The sequence below is a fragment of the Methylobacter sp. sgz302048 genome (genome assembly GCF_052162025.1).
Taxonomy (GTDB): domain Bacteria; phylum Pseudomonadota; class Gammaproteobacteria; order Methylococcales; family Methylomonadaceae; genus Methylobacter.
Genome location: NZ_CP197401.1, coordinates 3,629,010 through 3,648,472, shown reverse-complemented (window position 1 = coordinate 3,648,472; position 19,463 = coordinate 3,629,010). Strand labels below are relative to the sequence as shown.

Below are 19,463 nucleotides of genomic sequence, written 5' to 3'. Positions count from 1 at the left end.
AACCTTGCGCCTTGAGCCTTGCGCCTTTCTAGTATGCGTTTTTTCTATTCACTCCTTTTTTACCTGCTCGTCCCTTTTATACTGTGCCGCCTGCTTTGGCGGAGTGTCAAAGCGCCTGCCTACCGCCATCGATGGCTCGAACGGTTTGCCTATTATCCTAAACATTATGCGCCAGGCGTCATCTGGTTCCATGCCGTTTCAGTCGGCGAGGCTGAAGCCTTATTTCCGTTAATCCGGCAAATACAAACTCTGCATCCTGATGCGCGACTTTTAATAACGACCACGACGCCGACCGGATCCGCACGTGTCAAGGCGGTGCTGCAGGAAACGGTTGAGCATGTTTATCTGCCGTATGATACGCCCGACGCTGTCAATCGTTTTATGCATTGCTTTAAACCGGGCATCGCCGTGATTGTGGAGACGGAAATCTGGCCCAATCTGTTTGCCTGCTGCGGCAGAAACGGTATTCCGCTCTATATGATCAATGCCCGGTTATCTGAAAAATCGGCGCGCGGTTATCAAAAAATTCCCTCGCTGGTTCATCCAGCCTTGGCGCAAGTTAAATCAATTGCCGCGCAAACCCAGGATGATGCGGACCGATTCATTGCTATCGGCGCCGAAAAACGGCAGGTGACTGTCGCCGGCAATATCAAGTTTGACATTGACATCGCCAATGAAACGATAGAGCAGGGCCGGCAGCTAAAGGAGGATTTGTTCAAGAGTCGATTCGTCTGGATTATTGCTAGCACGCATAAAGATGAAGAAGCGATATTTCTTGAGATTTATAAACAGATAAAGCTGCAAATCCCCGAGTTGTTGCTGGTACTGGTGCCGAGACATCCCGAGCGCTTCGGCGAAGTCGAGAAATTGTGTAAGCTGCGGCAGTTGTCAGTAATAAGGCGCACATCCGATGAGAGCTGTCATCAGGACGTTGATGTATATCTGGCCGATACCATGGGGGAGCTGAAGATGCTGTATGCGAGCGCTGATGTCGCGTTTGTCGGCGGCAGCATGGTGGCGGTAGGCGGACATAATGTGCTTGAGCCTGCTGCAGTGGGCGTGCCGGTAATGTTCGGACCTTTTATGGCCAATTTTAAAGAGATTGCCGGAGGGATTCTGCAGCGAGGCGCGGCCATACAATGCCAGAATAAAGACGATGTTGCCAGAGCCGTCTATGCACTATATGAAGATGCCGGCTATAGGGCGTCGTTAATTGAAAAAGCCAAAGTATTTGTCTGCCAGAACCGGGGCGCGAAAGCCAAACTCTCTGACATGCTTGATCAGGCCATTACTCAAGTGGCGCGGTGAATCCATTCAACACCATTCAGGCTCTGGCGCATGCCCAGACGTCAACCCGACTGGCTCCGGCTTTTTTCAATAGCGCGGCAAGTTCATCGACGGTAGAGCCGGTCGTCATGACATCATCGATAATGGCTATGTGTTTGACCTGAATCGGCTTCATCAGCGAGAAGGCATTTTTCAGGTTTTTACGCCGCTGCTTGGCCAGCAAACTGGTTTGATGCGGCGTATTGCGATGTCTCTGGCAGGACGAAAGATCGACGGGCAGCTGTAATTCACGGGCGACGGTTCTGGCGATTTCAATAGACTGGTTAAATCCGCGCTGGCGGTAGCGGGCTTTATGCAACGGTACGGGCATGATGCAGTCCGGCCTTTCCGCCGACTCTTTGATATGTTCCGCCAGTAATTGGCCCAACAGGCGTGCATTCTTGTAATGGGCATGAAATTTTAGCGAGGTAATCAGGTGTCGCATGGCGCCCTGATGCACGAATGGCGCGTAAGTTCGATCATAGGCCGGCGTTCGGCTTTGGCAGCGGCCGCATAGAACCGTTATTGACGTCGGCGTTTCAAAAGGCTGGGCACAGCGATAACAGCACGGGTCGTTTCTGTGTAAATGCCGGTAACAGGAATGGCAGAGGTCGCGAGAGGAAAAGCCAGCGTTTCCGCATAAGATGCAGATAGGCGGAAGCAGGTAATCCTGTATAATATTGATCCAGTTGTAATCTATTTTCATTTGAATAGGTTGACAAGTACCGTGACTGTCTTCCTTAAAATAATAATGTAGCCGGAGATTAACAGAATGTCTGCAAGCCCTGCAATAAGCCCGACCCAACAGTCGACGACCATTCGTCATGACTGGCAATTGGATGAAGTTCAAGCGCTTTATGCGTTACCGTTTAATGATCTGATTTTTAAAGCACAGACGATTCATAGAGAGAACTTCGATCCGAATGAGATTCAGGTGAGCAGTCTGCTGAGCATTAAAACCGGTTCATGCTCGGAAGATTGCGGTTATTGCCCGCAAAGCGCGCGCTATGATTCGGATTTGACGCCCGAAGCGCTAATGCCGGTTGAGGTTGTTTTGAAAGCCGCCCAAAAAGCCAAGGAGCAGGGTGCATCCCGGTTCTGCATGGGCGCGGCTTGGCGCCAGCCGAAAGACAGAGACATCGAGCGCGTGGTCGAAATGGTGCAGGGTGTCAAGGCGCTGGGCATGGAAACCTGCGTCACGCTGGGCATGCTGACCGATACGCAGACAGCGAGGCTGAAGGAGGGCGGACTCGATTACTACAATCATAATCTGGATACGTCGGAAGATTATTATTCCGAGATTATCACGACACGCACTTATCAGGATCGGCTCGATACGTTGGCGCGCGTCAGAGAGGCCGGCATTAATGTCTGTTGCGGCGGTATCGTCGGTATGGGCGAAAGCGACGTCGACCGCTCAAAGCTGCTGATAGAACTGGCCAATCTGCCCAAACATCCTGAAAGCGTACCGGTTAATATGCTGGTGCAGGTCGAAGGAACGCCGCTGATGGGTACCGAAGCGCTGGATCCGCTTATTTTCATCAGAACCATCGCCGTGGCACGCATCATGATGCCTAAGTCGCGCGTGCGCCTGTCGGCAGGCCGCAATAATATGAGTGATGAAATGCAGGCTTTGTGTTTTCTGGCCGGCGCCAACTCGATCTTTTACGGCGACAAATTATTGACGACCGACAACCCGATGACCAACCATGATCGCCGGTTATTCGAGCGTTTGGGCCTGCATTCAGGCGGTTCCAGCTACGCAAATGACTGATGCATTCTCGGCTTTGCCCGGCAATCTCGAAGCCATTGCCGGGCAGGGACTATACCGTTCGCGACGTATTACAGAATCGTCTCAAGGCATCCATCTGCAGATCGACGGCAGGAAAGTACTGAATTTTTGCAGTAACGATTATCTGGGGTTGGCCAATCATCCTGCCGTGGTGCAGGCGTTTAAGGCAGGGGCTGATCGTTACGGGGTTGGCAGCGGATCGGCGCATCTGATTTGCGGGCACAGCGCCGCGCATCATGCTCTGGAGGAGGAGTTGGCAGCCTTTACCGGTCGAGATAGGGCTTTATTGTTTTCGACTGGTTACATGGCGAACATGGGCGTTATTTCAGCCTTGATCGGACGAGGCGATACAGTGTTCGAAGACCGCTTGAACCATGCTTCCTTGCTGGATGGCGGTTTGCTGTCCGGTGCCAGGTTCAATCGTTATGCCCATGGCGACATCAGTCATTTGAATGCCAATATCGCAACAGCAAAAGGGCGCAAGTTGGTCGTGACAGACGGCGTCTTCAGCATGGACGGCGATTTGGCGCCGTTGCAGTCATTGTCGGAAACGGCAAAAAGTCATGATGCCTGGCTGATGGTCGACGATGCGCATGGCTTGGGCGTGATTGGCGAGCAGGGCCGCGGCATCGTTGACTATTATGGCCTGGGCCAGGACGATGTGCCGATACTGATCGGTACGTTGGGCAAGGCCTTCGGCACGTTCGGCGCCTTCGTGGCAGGCTCTGATGTATTGATCGAAACGCTGATCCAAAAAGCCCGGACTTACATTTACACGACGGCATTGCCGGCGGCCGTTGCCGAAGCGACAAGGGCCAGCTTAAAAATAGTCGTGGCCGAAAGCTGGCGCCGGGACAAGCTCAAAATGTTGTCCGAGCGTTTCAGACAAGGTGTACAGCAGCTCGGTCTGCAGTTGATGCCGTCTTCCTCGGCCATTCAGCCTGTCTTAATAGGCGACAGTCAGCGCGCTGTTGACATCAGCAATGCCTTGCTGAACGCAGGGTTACTGGTCAGCGCGATACGCCCGCCTACCGTGCCGCAGGGCAGCGCCAGGTTGCGTGTGACTTTCTCGGCGCAACATGAAGAGCAACACGTCGACCGGTTGCTTGCCGCACTGGATAACTTGCGTCCATGATAAAACTCCATAGTGAAACATTCGGCCAAGGCGCGCCGGTTGTGCTTGTGCACGGCTGGGCCATGCATTCCGGCGTGTGGCGTGATTTTGCCAGGGCGCTGGCACGGCATTGCCGAGTCACTTGCATCGATTTGCCGGGGCATGGGCGCAGCGAAAAAATCAGTCCGTTTACACTGGAGCAGATTAGCGTTGCATTGGTCAATTCGCTGCCCGAACAGCCATGCAGTTGGCTGGGCTGGTCCTTGGGCGCGACAGTCGTGCTCGACATCGCCGAGCGCTTTCCCGAACGCGTTAGCTCGCTGGTGTTGCTGGCCGGTAATCCGCTGTTTATGCAAGCAGAAGCCTGGCCTGGCATGGAAGCGGGTTTGCTGGATGCGTTTGCCGATGGCTTGAATGATAATTGTCAGGCGACCTTATCACGTTTTCTGGCTCTGCAGGTGAATGGCCTGGCGGATTGCAAGATTATATTGAAAGAGCTGAGAGAATCCGTGTACGAATGCGCTATGCCGGACTCGCAGGTATTGCAGAGCGGTCTGGCTATCTTGAAACAGTCGGACCTCAGGCCGGTCCTGTCCAGGCTGAAATGCCCTGTATCGGCCATATTGGGCGGCAAAGATATGCTGATTCCTGTCGCAGTCGGTCGGCAGTTATCACAGCTGAATGCCGGTTGCGAAGTCAATATTATTGAACAGGCCGGTCACGTGCCGTTTTTATCGCACCAGCAAGAGGTTCTGGCTGTTGTTTCACGTTTTCTTGGTCAAGCATGAGTGCTGTTTCATGTTAGATAAAAGCAAAGTCAAGCGCTCTTTTTCTGCAGCCTGTGCATCTTACGATGCTGTCGCCGAATTGCAGCGCACGGTAGGCAGAGACCTGCTGACCCGTATCGAAACAGACAGTTTGACCGGTACGATACTGGATATCGGTTGCGGTACCGGGTTTTTAACCGCGGAATTATTGGCTTGGCCGGGCAGCAAGTACATGCTGGCGCTGGATATTGCATTGCCTATGCTGCAAATCACGCGCAGAAAATTGGCTGATGCTGACAATGTCATGTACTTGTGCGCCGATGCGGAATCATTGCCGGTTGCCAGTCATATTGCCGATCACGTGTTCTCGAATCTGGCTTTGCAATGGTGCGAAAATCTGGAGGAGGTTTTCACCGGTATCAAGCGCACGCTAAAGCCTGGCCGCCAGTTGATTTGTTCGACATTCGGCCCCCATACCCTGCAGGAATTGAAAAGCGCATGGGCAGAGGTTGACGACTATAGTCACGTTAACGAGTTTTATAATCAGGAGCAGATCGGTTGTTTTCTTAGAAGAGCCGGCTTTCGTCAGATAAAGATGGAAAGCAAGATGCACAGGCCGGCTTATGACTCCGTTTTGGCGTTGATGAAGGAGTTGAAGCATATCGGGGCGCACAACATGACGGTTGGGCGCAACAGGAGCATCACCACCAAAGCACAAATGCAGGGCATGATTGCGGCTTATGAAGTCTATAGATCCCAGGGCCTAATCCCGGCGACTTTCGAAGTTATCATGATTACAGCGCAGGCGTGACAGCATGAAGCAGGGTTATTTCATTACCGGTACTGATACCAACGTTGGAAAAACCTGGGCTACGATTGCGCTGATGCGTTATTTCAAGAGGCTGGGCAAATCCGTCGTCGGCATGAAGCCGGTAGCGTCCGGATGCCTGATGCAAAACGGCGTCTTGCGAAATGAAGATGCATTGCTGATTCAGGAAAATGCCTCATTATCTGTTGAATATGAACTGATTAACCCTTATGCCTATGAGGCGCCCGTCTCGCCTCATATTGCCGGTGCCGATAATCCGGTGCTGCTGCATAAAATTGTTGCCGACTTTAATACTTTGAAAAAAAAGGCTGACATTCTGTTGGTTGAAGGGGCTGGCGGCTGGATGTCGCCGATCAACGCTACTGAAGATATTACCGACCTTGCAAAAGCGCTGGCCCTGCCGGTCATTATCGTCGTGGCGATCAGGCTGGGCTGCATCAATCATGCAAAATTGACTTACCAGGCCATTCGCTCTTCGGGTATCCCCTGTGCAGGCTGGATTGCAATGTGCACTGAACCTGGCTTGTTGAGCCAGGATGAAAATATTCAGACTATAGCTACCTCCTTGGATTCGCCTTTACTAGGCGTATTGCCACACTGTGCTCAAGCTGACTTTGATGCATTCTCATTAAATCTCTCGGTTGATCTAAGCAAAAATTGATTTAGGTCAACATTTGAGAGAGAGTAAAAACTATAATTTTTGTGCGGTTATTAATTACTATAACAATTTTGAGGAGTACATTTATGGCTTTAATCACTTGGACAGCTGCACAATTCGGCACTAATGTAGGGTTTGCCGATGAAGAGCACCAAATTCTGTTTGATAAATTGAATAAATTATATGATCTGGCAACCGGTGGCGCTGACCGTTCCGCTGTGGGTGCCCAGCTGGACGATTTGATCTCTTATGTCGTAGGGCATTTTGCTCATGAAGAAAGAGAAATGCTGGCGAAAGACTTCAATAATTACACTGCCCACAAGGCCGAGCATGAGGCTTTAATCGGCATTTGTGCCGGATTGCAGACAAAATTTCATGCCGGCGAAGCTGAAGTTACCGAAGAAGTCGGTCAAATGGTGAAAGGTTGGTTGGATAATCACATCCCTGTATTTGATAAGGCTTATGCCGATGCATTGAATAGCTGAGGAATAGTCATTCCATAAGTCTAAAAAGGCTTGTGAAGCGACGTTTCACAAGCCTTTTTTATATCATAAAACAAAAACTCAATTGGCACACTTTGTGCAGAGAGCATATCATTATGCATATGTTCTTCAAATTATATAAAGTTCAGGCAAATTTAATTATATTTTTAGTTTTTAACCCCTTGTATCTGTTTTTTTGGGTAAAAACAGCTAAAATTCATGTAGAAAATCTTTCGCATGAATTTTGAGAGTTAATGCATGATTATTTGCCAGAAATTGATTACTTGCGGTGAGGGACAAAATGACACTCATGGATTCCACGAGTGGAATAATATTTTTCCGCCATCAGATTCGGATGCTTTTAGTTTTGTCGATAACGGATTACCTGATCAGGTCTTAAGAAATCTTGTTTTTCGCATTTCCAGAAAGCCCAGGCAATTAATTACTCATATTCAGCGTATCTATTATTGTTACCATGCAAATTTATCGGAACAGCTTTTTGCCGCGCTTGTTGATTTTCTGGTTATTTTAGAACGGCGCGGCGCGGACATTAGTCGGCGCATGATAATCGGGACAAGCTCCAAATTATCTCGGGAGCAGTATAAGTCGCTAAGGGCATTCATGATGAACGAAATGGATGTTGCACTGTTAGAAGGAAATCAATATTCCATTTTCACAAAAGGGCTGCTCGGTACTCAAAACCTAGTGCAGCAGGTCATCTCTTCAGATGAACAAGCCTATGATCCGTTGGATTTGGCGCGTGATTATATTGAATATAGTCAGCTATCCGAGGCAAAAGATGTGCTGGAAAACGCTATCATAAACGAACCGCACAGGCTGGAGTTACATCAGAGCTTGTTAGAACTTTATAAATCAACACAGGATATTTCAGGATTGAAAAAAATGGTTGAATTTTTCGCCAGCTTGAATATACCTAAACCTGATGGTTGGGATGAATTAATGACGCTTTTCATGAGCGCTAGCAATGAACGATAAACGCAAAAGCTCTTTAAAAGTTGCGCTCCACGGCATGGATGGGCGCACTTATAAAACAATGGTGATGTATCTTCAAGGTCCTTGCAAAGGAGCCGCGGCTGTCGTTGAAGATTTGGACGCTGAAGTCGATATAATTGATGCCGATTCCATCAATGCCAAAGCATTGCTTGAACAGAAATTGGCTGAGAATTCTAGCAGGCCCATTATTGTATTATCTTTGCAGGAACTGAAACTGGATAATGCATTGTATGTAAGAAAACCGATCAAGACGGTCGAGATGTTAGAGGCCTTGAGCAAAGCCGAAGCTTTGTTGGCTGTGAAGCAGAAATCGAATGAAAATGTTCAGACTAGCAAGAAGCTGTTTATAAATACGGATGAGCGCAAAAAGACATCCAAACATCAAACGGCGATGCATCTTGATGAAGGGAATTTCAATGCGTTTATAGGTTCCATTCCTGGTCTGGATGTAAATGATCCGAAGCAATTTCCCAATGCTTCTTATAATCCCAAAGAATATTTTCAGGGCTATTTTCAGTCCGCTTGCCTTATAGCGCAGACAAAAAAGCAGGTATTACATCTTAACTCTGGCTGGAAGTCGCTGATTATCTTCCCTCATAATCATGAAATCTGGTTCGATGCGGATGACAAACAGCTGAGGTCGTTTGCCGGCTTACCAATAAAAAGCCTGTCAGGCGCAGGCATGTCGCTTACTCCGGCCAGCGCACATGCCTTATCTGCCAACAGAGAGTTGGATAAATTCCACAATGTGGACGCCTTTTTATGGAAACTGGCCGTATGGTCATCCAGAGGCCGCTATCCGGTTGCCCTGGATATTGATAGGCCGGTTTTTTTAAAACACTGGCCGAACTTTACGCGTCTCATTGTTACGCCCCATGCATTAAGGATTTCGGCATTGCTTATAGCGGGGCCGAGAACCTTACCTGATATTGCTGAAACTTTAAAAATTAAACCTCAATATGTATTTGTTTTTATCAGCGCAGCGCATGCACTTGGCTTGGTTAAACAAGCTAAACGGCAATCCGATGAAATCATCCAGCCGCCAGCTATCAAGAAAAATACTGAGCGGCAGGGATTATTAACTCGAATTCTTAGCAAATTACGCGGAAACAAATCATAAAGTTAGGAACAATATGAGCCAATACAAAATCATCTTTACCGGTCCTGTTGGCGCTGGTAAAACAACAGCTATTGAATCAATAAGCGATGTGCCGCCGGTTAAAACGGACGCGGCTGCCAGCGATATGACAAAGAACAAAAAAGCATCAACCACTGTCGCCATGGATTACGGAATCATGAATCTCGCCGGAGGTGAGAAGATTCACCTTTATGGTACCCCTGGGCAGGAACGCTTTGACTTTATGTGGGATATTCTTACTACAGGCGGCATAGGACTGATTTTGTTGCTTGATAATACCCGAGCGGATCCTTTCCAGGATATGAAGTTTTTTTTGGATTCGTTTCAGTCGTTTATAGCAAAAACGAATGTAGCCATCGGTGTAACGCAGATGGATCTGAGCGATAAGCCTGCCATCAATGATTATCATGTCCAACTGCAAGGAATGGGGCTCAATCCGCCGGTGTTCTCTGTGGATGCTCGCGTTAAAAATGATGTATCTATTTTAGTGCAGTCTCTATTGTACTCCTTGGACCCTGAACTCGAGGAGTAACGTATGAGCAACTATGTCTTGACGGAAGGATTGCATTTGTATCCGACTCCAGCTGGCGCTTATTATGCAGCCTGTTCTGTCAATAAGGATAAAACCCGGCAGTTCTTGAGAGCCTTGTTATTACAGGAGAAAACCCCAGCGCTTAACTTAGCCAATTTGCGGAAATTAATGGACCAGCATGAAGAAGCAAAATGCCTGGAACTGTTGCATCATTGCCAAAAATTAGGTTGGGTTCAAGGAATTGATACTGCACTGCATTATCCGCAGGATGCACTTGAAGATATTCTGCCTGATCTATTAAGTAAAATTTCGGAAAATGGCAAGGTGCTCCTGGCGGACAGTCAAGGTTTCTATCTGTCCAGCCATGGGTTTCCGCATGAAGTTGCTGAAGAGCTATCGGCATTAAGCGCGGAAATTGCTACCATTCACGAGCGGCGGTCAGGTTTATTGATGAACAATATGGGGCTGGCCAGCAACGCATGGGCTGTTATTGATGCGTACGGTAATAGCCAGCTTGGATTTTGGCCTTTATTTATTGGTAATAATCGTTTTGTTATTGCTATTTCAGGTATTCCCCATTTTAACCATCCGGAATTCGTTTCTCTGGTTTGGGCATTGAGCATGCGTTATGCCACTAAATAACGCTTAATAATTTATCAATTAATTATCCAAGATAAGAGACAAAAATATGCGCGCAGATATGCTAGCTTCAATACTCACAGAACTTAATGGCACTTCAGCAGATATTGAAGCATCGGGAGTAATATCGACTGACGGTTTAATGATGGCTTCTGTATTGCCTGCTGGACTGGATGAAGATCGGGTAGGTGCTATGAGCGCCGCAATGCTGTCATTGGGTGATCGTACTGCTCAGGAATTGGCAAGGGGATCACTAGAACAGGTTTTAATAAAAGGCGCCAAAGGCTATGTCCTGATGGTTTATGCCGGAAATGAATCGGTGTTAACCGTTTTGGCAAAACCTAATGCTAAGTTAGGCTTGATTTTCCTGGACGTAAAACGGGCTGCGAGCAGTATTTCTGAATTGCTGTAGGGACTTTATTTAGCACAGAATTAACTGGTTTTAAATATCCTACAGTTATTTGTCTAAATAACTATAGGGTTTATATGATAAAAACGAATAATTATTGAAATATTGCCAATAATATTATTGAGGTAATAAGTTCAATATATTCAATGCCAGGAAAAATAAATGTCATTAAATTTCAACGAATTAATTGAATATGCCAAGGCATTTTCCGGTTTGACGCCTGAGCTTGAGGCATGCCTGAAAGATATCGGTCCGGAAATCACACCACAACTGCAAGCTGTCACCGATTCCTTTTATGACCAGCTAGCTACCATACCTGAGACCGCTAAATATTTGGAAGGTCGCGTGGCAACTTTAAAAATAGCCCATTTAAGATGGATGACAGGGTTGTTTTCCAGCAATATCGATGCTGATTTTGCACGAAGCATGTATCAGGTAGGTGATATTCATGTCAAAGTCAATTTGCCTGTTGAATTTATGGCGGGTGCTATGACTTTGATCAATAATGAACTCACCCGCATAGTTATCGAGACATTCGGACATAATAGTGAAAAATGCACGAAAGCGCTGCAAGCGATCGCTTCGGTTACGGGGCTTGCGCTAATGATAATGCAACAGTCCTATCAAGAATCCACACTTGCCGAAGAACTGGAGAAGTTTCTCACTATCTCTGGCATGAGCAGAACGCTATTTGCCAATCTTGCCAAGGCGTATAAATAATCAAAAGTTAACTCCCAGTATCAATACTCAACCATTTCTGAAAATGGTTGAGTATTGATACCCTTGATTCTGCAGCGAAACAGCAGCGTTTTTGACCTAGATCACAAGAAATAGTAACGACTCAATTATTCTATGCGTCTACATTGAATTATTTGCCCCATAAAGTTAAGGCTCAGTTTATCGGGACGCTACCAGAATGGAGATATGCAATGCTTTATGATATGAAACCTGAGGATATAATCGGTGATTATCAGGAGGTTACTCTGAATTTATATGGCGGTATAAAGCGTAAGGTTTTATATACCCAAATTGAGACACCCTATCCTGACGGTAAACTGATCGTTTCAACGACAGATCCGGACGGCATTATTACTCATGTAAATCAAGCTTTTATTGAAATGTCCGGATACAACGAAGATGAGCTGATCGGTGCGCCTCATTCGATTCTCAGACATCCTGATATGCCCTCGGTAGCGTTCAAGGATTTGTGGGATACTGTGCAGCAAGGCAATAAATGGCAGGGATTTGTTAAGAACTTGCGTAAGGACGGCGGTTATTACTGGGTTAAGGCTACCGTTATTCCCAATGTAAGAAAAGGCAAGGTCGTTGGTTATACCTCTGTGCGGCGTAAGCCTTCCCGAACTAAAGTGGAAGAATGCGCCAAGCTTTATCCGACCTTGTTTTAACTTATACGGAGCCTAGTTATGCCGAACATGTTCACAGTCAGCCCAGATTTTCCTCCTGACCATATTTCCGGCTGGTATATCTTTAATACCTGGCTTCAAAAACAGAGCGGAGAGGCCATTCACTTGGAAATGTATGACAACTTCCCCAAGCAGAGAGAAGCTATCAGCCAGGATAAAATTGATTTGATTTATGCTAATCCATTTGATGCCGCCATGCTGGTACGCGAAAAAGGTTTTTTACCTTTGGTAAGGCCGGCCGGTAAATCTGATGAGGCCATTATCGCCATTAATGCCCAAAATACTGTGGATGATGTCGCTCATTTGTCGCCGGGTATTCGAGTTGCCGTTACTGAAGATCCTGATGTTCATTTGATGGGCATGATAATGCTGGAAGCTGGGGATTTGGATGAAAGCAATATAGAGACAATGGTTTGCGATTCGTATGTTCTGATTGCAAAACAGTTACTGCGAGGGAACGCCGATGTCGGTATTTTCTTGGCTGAAGCTTATGATAACTTATCAAATATCATTAAAAGTCAGCTAAAAGTGCTGGTCCGCAGCCAGATTAGTGTTGTCCATCATTCACTGATGATCGGGCCGAAATTGGCCGAAAAAAGAGCTGTCTTACAAAAATTGCTGGTCGACATGAATAATGATGAGAAAGGGCGGGGTGTTCTGGAAAGTCTGGGTTTTGACGCCTGGATGCCTGTCGATGATGAGGAAATGGAATTCATGATTGATCTGATGGATACTTTAAATACATAAAGTATCCATCTTCTAGTAAAACGCTTGTAAAAGTCTGCTTCAGCCAGTAAAGTTCGAGGCTGTCAGTTTAAATCACTGTCATCATTTCGCTTTTGCGCGTTCGTCACAAGGGAGGGGCTTGGCGTCGAAATGAGTCAATTCTGCTTATTCTTAAGGTTATTTCATGTGTATTTCTTCTGCTGTGCTTGAAAGAGTGGTCCGTGAAGCCGGATCTGTCGCTTTGAATTATTTTAGAAATCTGAAGCATCTGGAAGTTAGCAAGAAAAGCCCGCGCGATTTTGTGACCGAGGCAGATATCGCTGTGGAAGCTTTTTTAAAAGAAGCGCTATCTAGAGAGTATCCGCAATTCGGTTTCTGGGGAGAGGAAAGCGGAGAGACTGAAAATCAATCCTCCCGCTGGATTGTCGACCCGATCGATGGTACGCATTCTTTTTCCCGAGGCCAGTATTTTTGGGCACTGAGTGTGGCGCTGGAAATTGACCAGGAATTGGTGGCGGGTGTGGTCTATGCGCCTGCGCTTGATGATTATTATTACGCTGAGAAAGGTAAAGGCGCATGGAAAAATGGCCAGCCTATCACCGTTTCATCTCAGGCTGAACTTGCTACGGCGATGGTGTCAACGGGGTTTGCCTGTGTGCGCAATTATCTGGAACACAATAATCTGGAGCGTTTTTGCCGTATTGCCCAGGCTACGACAGGGCAGCGCCGTTTTGGCTCCGCCGCTCTGGATGTGTGCCTGGTTGCCGACGGCCAGGTCGATGCCTTCTGGGAGCAGGAGCTGATGCTGTATGATATTGCCGCTGGCGTTGTGATTGCTAGAGAGGCGGGGGCCACGGTAACGGACTTTCAGGGGAATGAGGGAATTTTTCCAAAGCAGATTTTAGTCACAAACGGGAAGATCCTTGAGCAGATCCTCCCGCTTATGTAGAGTTTTAAACGCTTATTCCGCTTTGGCTATTTCAGCGCGCATGGCGTCGATCACTGCTTTATAGTCAGGCTGGCTGAAGATGGCCGAGCCTGCTACGAAGGTATCGGCGCCGGCTGCTTTGATTTCGCGGATATTGTCGACTTTGACGCCGCCGTCAATTTCCAGACGAATATTCAGGCCGCTGTCGTCAATGCGTTTTCTGACTTCGCGCAGTTTGGGCAATGCGGACGGGATAAAAGACTGGCCGCCGAAGCCCGGATTGACCGACATCAACAAAATCATATCGATTTTATCCATCACATAATCCAGATAGCTTAACGGCGTAGACGGATTGAATACCAGGCCTGCCTTACAGCCGCAGTCATGGATCAGTTGCAGCGTTCGGTCGACATGAATCGACGCTTCCGGATGGAAAGTGATATAGCTGGCGCCCGCCTTAGCGAAATCAGGAATTATGCGGTCCACCGGCTCAATCATTAAATGTACGTCGATAGGTGCAGTAACACCGTGTTTTCTCAGCGCTTCACAGACCAGCGGGCCAATGGTCAGGTTAGGTACAAAATGATTGTCCATGACGTCAAAATGCACCACGTCGGCGCCGGCTTTTAAAACATTGTCGACTTCTTCACCCAGCTTGGCGAAATTCGCGGACAGGATGGAAGGAGCAATCCAGTTTTCATTCATTGTTTTATATCCTCTTAATGTAATTGAAATGATTGAATGTCTGAAATAGAAGCCGCCTAAGCTTTAGACGGCTTCTATTGCGATCTATGGCGGGAACGGGCTCTGATGAGCCTTCCGGTATGAACCTTATAAAGTAACGACTTCGTTGCCTTTGCCAACCAGCACGATATCGGCGCCTCTCAGTGCAAACAGACCGACGGTCACAACGCCCGGAATATTGTTAATGATTTTTTCCAGTTCGACAGGATTGGTAATATTCAGGTTGCGGATATCAATAATCTCATTACCGTTATCGGTAATGAAATTTTCTCTCCAAACCGGCTGGCCGCCCAGTTTAACCATTTCGCGTGCAACGAAGCTGCGAGCCATCGGAATGACTTCGATAGGCAGTGGGAATGCGCCTAATACGTCTACGCATTTGGTTTCATCAGCAATGCAGACAAATTTTTCACTGGCTTCGGCAATGATTTTTTCGCGTGTCAAAGCACCGCCGCCGCCTTTGATCAATTTCTTGTCGGGATTGACTTCATCCGCACCGTCTATGTAGATTTTAAGATCGTTGACAGCATTCAGATCCAGAACCGGAATACCGACTTTTTTCAAACGTTCGGTAGTGCCAATGGAACTGGAGACGGCGCCTTCGATATCGGCTTTATAGTCGGCCAGCATTTCTATAAAGAAATTAACCGTTGAGCCAGTGCCGACACCAATGATAGGAATATCTTTAACATATTGCAGGGCGGCTTCAGCAACTTTTTTTTTCAGTTCGTTTTGAGTCATAGGTCGTTTTTAATATGAAGGGTTAATGGTGCCGCATATAGGCGGTTCGTATTTTTCGTATTTAAAGCAATAACCGATAATCGGCTCGTTTAACAGCAATGGTGGGAAATTATATAAAAAATAACACCGTTTGAGTAATGGTAAGTAAGGATAATAAGCATTTATCACTGATTATAAGTCTTAACGCTGATCGCCCGATTGTCGGGCATCATCTTATAATCACTAGGTCTATTCAAAATCTTCACAACCATTTAGGAGGAAAGTATGGCGGCAACCGCTTCAAACATGATGCCTTTAGGCACTATTGCACCGGATTTCGATTTGTTCAACCCTGTTACAGGTTCTTACAATAGTCTTCATGAACTGAAGGGGAAAAAGGGTACGGTGGTGATGTTCATCTGTAATCATTGTCCGTATGTGCAGCATATCAAGGATCAACTGATCGATATTGCCCGGCATTACGCCCCGCTTGGGATCAGTACTATCGCGATCAGTTCCAATGATATCGAAAACTATCCAGAAGATGCGCCTGATAAAATGAAGGATATGATGGACGCCTGGGGACACCCTTTCGCTGCCTATTTATATGATGAAAGCCAGGGTACAGCCAGGGATTATCAGGCAGCCTGCACGCCGGACATTTACTTGTTTGATCAGGAATTGGCCTGCGTCTACCGCGGCCGTCTGGATGGCTCAACGCCTAAGAACGATGTGCCGTTGACCGGCGAGGATTTGCGCAATGCGCTGAATGATCTGTTGGCAAACAGGCCCATCAATGAAAAACAGCTGCCCAGCATTGGCTGCAACATTAAATGGAAGGAAGCCTAGAAAAGGTTCGCTACAGGATACATCTGTATCCTGTAGCGGTTGGGGAAAACTTATTTTCTCAGCGCAGCCGCTTCAGTGGCGCGGCGTTTGATTTCGTCCCAATCTTCCTTGTCCACGAGATCGGCAGGCGCCATCCATGATCCACCGATACAGGCGACATTGCTCAACGCCAGATAATCGGCCGCATTTTTCAGGCTGATGCCGCCGGTAGGGCAGAAAGTCACCTGCGGCAGCGGGCCGCCGATCGATTTCAGCATCGGGATGCCGCCGGCGGCTTCGGCCGGGAAGAACTTCATTTCGGTAATGCCTTTTTCCATCAGGCGCATGACTTCGCTCGGGCTGATGACGCCTGGCAAAATAGGTACACCGGATTTAATTGCCGCATCGATCAGGCTTTCGGTTACGCCTGGGCTGACAATAAATTCAGAGCCGGCATCGATGGCTTTCTGCAAGGTGTCCACATTGATGACCGTACCGGCACCGACAATAGCGCCTGGTACTTCGGCTTTGATTCGTTTGATCGCATCCAGGGCAATCGGCGTGCGCAGGGTGATTTCCAGCACTTTCAAGCCGCCCTCAACCAACGCATGCGCCAGCGGTACGGCATGTTCCAGTTTGTTGATGACCATCACCGGCACGACCGGGGATGTGTACATAATATCTTTAATAGATACAGTCATTATAAATTCCAGTTTATAAAATAAAAGATAGCCGCTCAGGCTCTGTAAAGAGGCGGCCCGGAATAGAACCCGAGCCGCAATATTGCTTAGTCTTCAGCCCACAGGTTTGAGGCGCCTGTTTCTGACGATGATGCGCCGCGGCGGAAAGCGCCGAACAGTTCGCGTCCCATGCCGTAGTGATGGTTAGTGGCTGTATTGACGGCCGGCGTACGCGCATTGAATTCGGCTTCATCAACCAGCACATTGATTTCGCCGGTCTGCGTATTCAAATAAATCATATCGCCGTCGCGGACTTTAGCCAGCGGACCGCCGTCGGCACATTCAGGGCACATGTGGATCGCTGACGGCACTTTGCCGGAAGCGCCGGACATACGGCCGTCGGTGACGAGCGCGACTTTGAAGCCTTTGTCCTGGAGCACGCCCAGCGGCGGTGTCAGTTTGTGTAGTTCGGGCATGCCATTCGATTTAGGACCCTGGAAACGGATGACTGCAATAAAGTCTTTTTCCAGTTCGCCGCGCTTAAACGCCGCCATCATGTCGTCCTGATCATCGAATACGACCGCTGGCGCTTTAACGATTTGATGCTCCTCCGCGACAGCAGATATTTTGGAGACGCCGCGGCCCAGGTTGCCGTGCATCACGTGCAGGCCGCCGCTGGTCGCGAACGGCTTGGCAGCGGTGCTGAGCACTTCGGTATCCAGTGGGGCTTCAGGGCAAGGTTCCCAAGTCAGCTTGCCGTCTATCAGACGAGGTTCCTGCATGTAGTTCTTCATGCCGCGCTCGTCAGCGACGGTCAGGAGGTCTTCATGCAACAGACCGTTTCGCAGCAATTCGGCGATTAGGACGCCCATGCCGCCCGCAGCCTGGAAGTGGTTGACGTCGGCCTGACCGTTCGGATAAATGCGCGTCAGCAGCGGAATGATGCGGGACAGTTTGTCAAAGTCATCCCAGTTGATGATGATGCCGGCGGCGCGCGCAATAGCAATCAGATGGATGGTGTGGTTGGTTGAGCCGCCTGTAGCCAATAAGCCAATGATGGCGTTTACGATCGCTTTTTCGTTGATCATGTGCGCGATCGGACGGAAATCATTGCTTTGGGCCGTGAATTTCAGAACCTGTCTGGCGGCGGCTTTAGTCAGTTCGTCACGCAGTGGTGTGTAAGGGTTGATGAATGAGCTGCCGGGCAGGTGCAAGCCCATGATTTCAACCATCATCTGGTTGCTGTTGGCCGTGCCGTAGAAGGTGCAGGTGCCGGCGCTGTGATAAGACTGCGATTCCGATTCCAGCAATTCCTTGCGGCCGACTTTGCCTTCCGCATACAGTTGGCGAATGCGGACTTTTTCCTTGTTAGGCAGGCCGCTGGGCATGGGGCCGGCCGGTACGAACACAGCCGGCAGATGGCCGAAGCTCAGCGCGCCGATCAACAGTCCCGGCACGATTTTGTCGCACACGCCCAAGTACAAGGCGCCGTCGAACATGTTATGGCTCAAGCTGACTGCTGTCGCCATGGCGATTACGTCGCGGCTGAACAGGGACAGCTCCATGCCGGGCTGCCCTTGCGTGATGCCGTCGCACATGGCCGGCACGCCGCCGGCAAACTGGGCAACGCCGCCCGCTTCCTTGATGGCTTGTTTAATCAGCGCCGGCGCGTCTTTAAACGGCTCATGAGCGGATAGCATGTCATTATAAGAAGAGACAATCGCAATATTGGGTTTCTCGCTGCCGGCCAGATCGGCTTTTTCACCGGCCGCACAGGCGGCGAAGCCATGCGCGAGGTTGCCGCACGCCAGCTTCGCGCGATGCGGGCCTTTTTCAATGGCCGCGTCGATGCGGGCCAGATAAGCGCTACGTTTTTCACGGCTGCGCTCAATGATTTCTTCAGTAACTTTTTCTAATACGGGATGCATAATATTCTCTTCTTACGACAGCTTATAATGACGGCTTAACATTTAATAATACCTCAAGGCGCCCAATACAGTTCAACCGGCACTTTGTTCTGGCGCAGCACGGCGCGCACAGGCATGTCTTCTACAGGACCTTCGGCCATGGCCTTACGGAATACGGCGAGTTTTTCTTCGCCGGTCAATAAAATGATCAAGCGTTCGGATTGCAACAGGCCGTTCAGCGTCAATGTCAAGCGTTCAGTGTTAGGTCCTGTAACATCGCTCTGCTTGGCAGTGATGGGCGCGGTAAGCTGCTGATTATCTTCCGACAGCGCTTCCGCCAGGCCATTCGCATGCGGAAATAGGGACGCTGTATGGCCATCATTACCCATGCCTAAAATGGAGATGGCGAACGGTTTGGGCAACGCCTGATATAAGGACTCTGTTTCAGCACAGCCTTCAGCAGCGCTTTTGGCTGCCGTCTTCATGCCGGTGAAAGGCGCTTTAGCCGCATTATTGATCAGCAATGAACGGTAGATAAGTGCTTCGTTGCTGGCGCTGTGCTCTTTGTCCACCCAGCGTTCGTCGACCAGCGCGACATTGATGTTATTCCAATCCAGATCGGACAGGGACAAGGCTTCAAATAATGGGGCTGGAGTGCTGCCGCCTGAGACCATGAAGGTTGTGGCGCCTCGGTCAGCCAGGGCTTTTGCCAGATGCGCCTGGCAATTGCTTGCCAAGGCGGCAAATAAGCCGGCGCGGTCTTCATATAAAAATTCTTTAACCATGAAGTATGCTCTTTAATTCTT

The 19,463-nt window shown here is 48.6% G+C and carries 23 protein-coding genes and 1 pseudogene; 17 read left to right on the top strand and 7 right to left on the bottom strand.

The window, feature by feature from the left end:
* The first annotated feature begins 33 nt into the window (after positions 1 to 33).
* Positions 34 to 1,308 (top strand): lipid IV(A) 3-deoxy-D-manno-octulosonic acid transferase, encoded by a 1,275-nt coding sequence (gene waaA / locus ACTNE6_RS16270; protein ID WP_442497482.1) that lies wholly within the window; start codon positions 34 to 36, stop codon positions 1,306 to 1,308.
* A gap of 16 nt (positions 1,309 to 1,324) precedes the next feature.
* Here the strand turns inward: waaA and ACTNE6_RS16265 are convergent, their stop codons facing one another.
* Together ACTNE6_RS16265 and ACTNE6_RS16260 are read right to left on the bottom strand one after the other, a co-directional pair.
* On the bottom strand, positions 1,325 to 1,771 hold the full coding sequence (locus ACTNE6_RS16265; RefSeq protein WP_370526901.1) for a ComF family protein: 447 nt from the start codon (positions 1,769 to 1,771) through the stop codon (positions 1,325 to 1,327).
* A 66-nt stretch (positions 1,772 to 1,837) separates the two neighbouring features.
* A pseudogene (locus tag ACTNE6_RS16260) lies at positions 1,838 to 2,032 on the bottom strand (double zinc ribbon domain-containing protein); the annotation flags it as partial.
* Positions 2,033 to 2,098: 66 nt separating this feature from the next.
* Here ACTNE6_RS16260 and bioB point away from each other — a divergent pair.
* The 15 genes from bioB (at position 2,099) to ACTNE6_RS16185 (ending at position 13,799) form a co-directional block, all read left to right on the top strand.
* The gene (gene bioB, locus ACTNE6_RS16255) at positions 2,099 to 3,100 is read left to right on the top strand and encodes a biotin synthase BioB (protein ID WP_442497481.1); all 1,002 of its coding nucleotides are present in this window, start codon (positions 2,099 to 2,101) and stop codon (positions 3,098 to 3,100) included.
* Complete coding sequence (bioF, locus tag ACTNE6_RS16250) at positions 3,093 to 4,253, top strand: 8-amino-7-oxononanoate synthase (RefSeq protein ID WP_442497480.1); 1,161 nt, start codon at positions 3,093 to 3,095, stop codon at positions 4,251 to 4,253. Before bioB ends, bioF begins: the two co-directional genes overlap by 8 nt.
* Positions 4,250 to 5,020 (top strand): pimeloyl-ACP methyl ester esterase BioH, encoded by a 771-nt coding sequence (bioH, locus tag ACTNE6_RS16245; protein ID WP_442497479.1) that lies wholly within the window; start codon positions 4,250 to 4,252, stop codon positions 5,018 to 5,020. Before bioF ends, bioH begins: the two co-directional genes overlap by 4 nt.
* A 10-nt stretch (positions 5,021 to 5,030) precedes the next feature.
* Complete coding sequence (bioC, locus tag ACTNE6_RS16240) at positions 5,031 to 5,810, top strand: malonyl-ACP O-methyltransferase BioC (protein ID WP_442497478.1); 780 nt, start codon at positions 5,031 to 5,033, stop codon at positions 5,808 to 5,810.
* A 4-nt stretch (positions 5,811 to 5,814) separates the two neighbouring features.
* Positions 5,815 to 6,489 (top strand): dethiobiotin synthase, encoded by a 675-nt coding sequence (gene bioD, locus ACTNE6_RS16235; protein WP_442497477.1) that lies wholly within the window; start codon positions 5,815 to 5,817, stop codon positions 6,487 to 6,489.
* Between the two features lie 83 nt (positions 6,490 to 6,572).
* On the top strand, positions 6,573 to 6,971 hold the full coding sequence (locus ACTNE6_RS16230) for a bacteriohemerythrin (protein WP_442497476.1): 399 nt from the start codon (positions 6,573 to 6,575) through the stop codon (positions 6,969 to 6,971).
* Positions 6,972 to 7,226: 255 nt separating this feature from the next.
* Positions 7,227 to 7,964, top strand: coding sequence for a type IV pilus assembly protein FimV (locus ACTNE6_RS16225; protein ID WP_442497475.1), 738 nt, complete (start codon positions 7,227 to 7,229; stop codon positions 7,962 to 7,964).
* On the top strand, positions 7,954 to 9,102 hold the full coding sequence (locus tag ACTNE6_RS16220; protein WP_442497474.1) for a hypothetical protein: 1,149 nt from the start codon (positions 7,954 to 7,956) through the stop codon (positions 9,100 to 9,102). Before ACTNE6_RS16225 ends, ACTNE6_RS16220 begins: the two co-directional genes overlap by 11 nt.
* Before the next feature lie 13 nt (positions 9,103 to 9,115).
* On the top strand, positions 9,116 to 9,652 hold the full coding sequence (locus ACTNE6_RS16215; RefSeq protein WP_194968507.1) for a GTP-binding protein: 537 nt from the start codon (positions 9,116 to 9,118) through the stop codon (positions 9,650 to 9,652).
* A 3-nt stretch (positions 9,653 to 9,655) separates the two neighbouring features.
* Positions 9,656 to 10,294: a hypothetical protein gene (locus ACTNE6_RS16210; protein WP_434482792.1), complete on the top strand. Its 639-nt coding sequence runs from the start codon at positions 9,656 to 9,658 to the stop codon at positions 10,292 to 10,294.
* Positions 10,295 to 10,340: 46 nt separating this feature from the next.
* Positions 10,341 to 10,703, top strand: coding sequence for a roadblock/LC7 domain-containing protein (locus tag ACTNE6_RS16205; RefSeq protein WP_194968509.1), 363 nt, complete (start codon positions 10,341 to 10,343; stop codon positions 10,701 to 10,703).
* A 159-nt stretch (positions 10,704 to 10,862) separates the two neighbouring features.
* Positions 10,863 to 11,420: a protoglobin domain-containing protein gene (locus ACTNE6_RS16200; protein WP_442497473.1), complete on the top strand. Its 558-nt coding sequence runs from the start codon at positions 10,863 to 10,865 to the stop codon at positions 11,418 to 11,420.
* 209 nt (positions 11,421 to 11,629) lie between these two features.
* The gene (locus tag ACTNE6_RS16195; RefSeq protein WP_442497472.1) at positions 11,630 to 12,106 is read left to right on the top strand and encodes a PAS domain-containing protein; all 477 of its coding nucleotides are present in this window, start codon (positions 11,630 to 11,632) and stop codon (positions 12,104 to 12,106) included.
* An 18-nt stretch (positions 12,107 to 12,124) separates the two neighbouring features.
* Positions 12,125 to 12,871 (top strand): phosphate/phosphite/phosphonate ABC transporter substrate-binding protein, encoded by a 747-nt coding sequence (locus ACTNE6_RS16190; protein WP_442497471.1) that lies wholly within the window; start codon positions 12,125 to 12,127, stop codon positions 12,869 to 12,871.
* A 163-nt stretch (positions 12,872 to 13,034) separates the two neighbouring features.
* Entirely contained in the window at positions 13,035 to 13,799 is a 765-nt protein-coding gene (locus tag ACTNE6_RS16185) for an inositol monophosphatase family protein (protein ID WP_194968513.1), read from the top strand.
* A gap of 12 nt (positions 13,800 to 13,811) precedes the next feature.
* Here ACTNE6_RS16185 and rpe read toward each other — a convergent pair whose 3' ends face one another.
* Both rpe and rpiA read right to left on the bottom strand, forming a co-directional pair.
* Positions 13,812 to 14,483 (bottom strand): ribulose-phosphate 3-epimerase, encoded by a 672-nt coding sequence (gene rpe, locus ACTNE6_RS16180; RefSeq protein ID WP_194968514.1) that lies wholly within the window; start codon positions 14,481 to 14,483, stop codon positions 13,812 to 13,814.
* A gap of 126 nt (positions 14,484 to 14,609) precedes the next feature.
* On the bottom strand, positions 14,610 to 15,263 hold the full coding sequence (gene rpiA, locus ACTNE6_RS16175) for a ribose-5-phosphate isomerase RpiA (RefSeq protein WP_194968515.1): 654 nt from the start codon (positions 15,261 to 15,263) through the stop codon (positions 14,610 to 14,612).
* Positions 15,264 to 15,527: 264 nt separating this feature from the next.
* Here rpiA and ACTNE6_RS16170 point away from each other — a divergent pair, with 264 nt between their 5' ends.
* Complete coding sequence (locus ACTNE6_RS16170; protein WP_442497470.1) at positions 15,528 to 16,091, top strand: thioredoxin family protein; 564 nt, start codon at positions 15,528 to 15,530, stop codon at positions 16,089 to 16,091.
* Positions 16,092 to 16,141: 50 nt separating this feature from the next.
* On the opposite strand, the gene ACTNE6_RS16165 is transcribed toward ACTNE6_RS16170, so the two are convergent.
* The 3 genes from ACTNE6_RS16165 to pgl all read right to left on the bottom strand — a co-directional run bounded on the left by ACTNE6_RS16165 (position 16,142) and on the right by pgl (position 19,442).
* Positions 16,142 to 16,771: a bifunctional 4-hydroxy-2-oxoglutarate aldolase/2-dehydro-3-deoxy-phosphogluconate aldolase gene (locus tag ACTNE6_RS16165; protein WP_442497469.1), complete on the bottom strand. Its 630-nt coding sequence runs from the start codon at positions 16,769 to 16,771 to the stop codon at positions 16,142 to 16,144.
* Between the two features lie 86 nt (positions 16,772 to 16,857).
* On the bottom strand, positions 16,858 to 18,678 hold the full coding sequence (edd, locus tag ACTNE6_RS16160) for a phosphogluconate dehydratase (RefSeq protein ID WP_442497468.1): 1,821 nt from the start codon (positions 18,676 to 18,678) through the stop codon (positions 16,858 to 16,860).
* 53 nt (positions 18,679 to 18,731) lie between these two features.
* The gene (gene pgl, locus ACTNE6_RS16155; protein ID WP_442497467.1) at positions 18,732 to 19,442 is read right to left on the bottom strand and encodes a 6-phosphogluconolactonase; all 711 of its coding nucleotides are present in this window, start codon (positions 19,440 to 19,442) and stop codon (positions 18,732 to 18,734) included.
* Positions 19,443 to 19,463 lie beyond the last annotated feature (21 nt).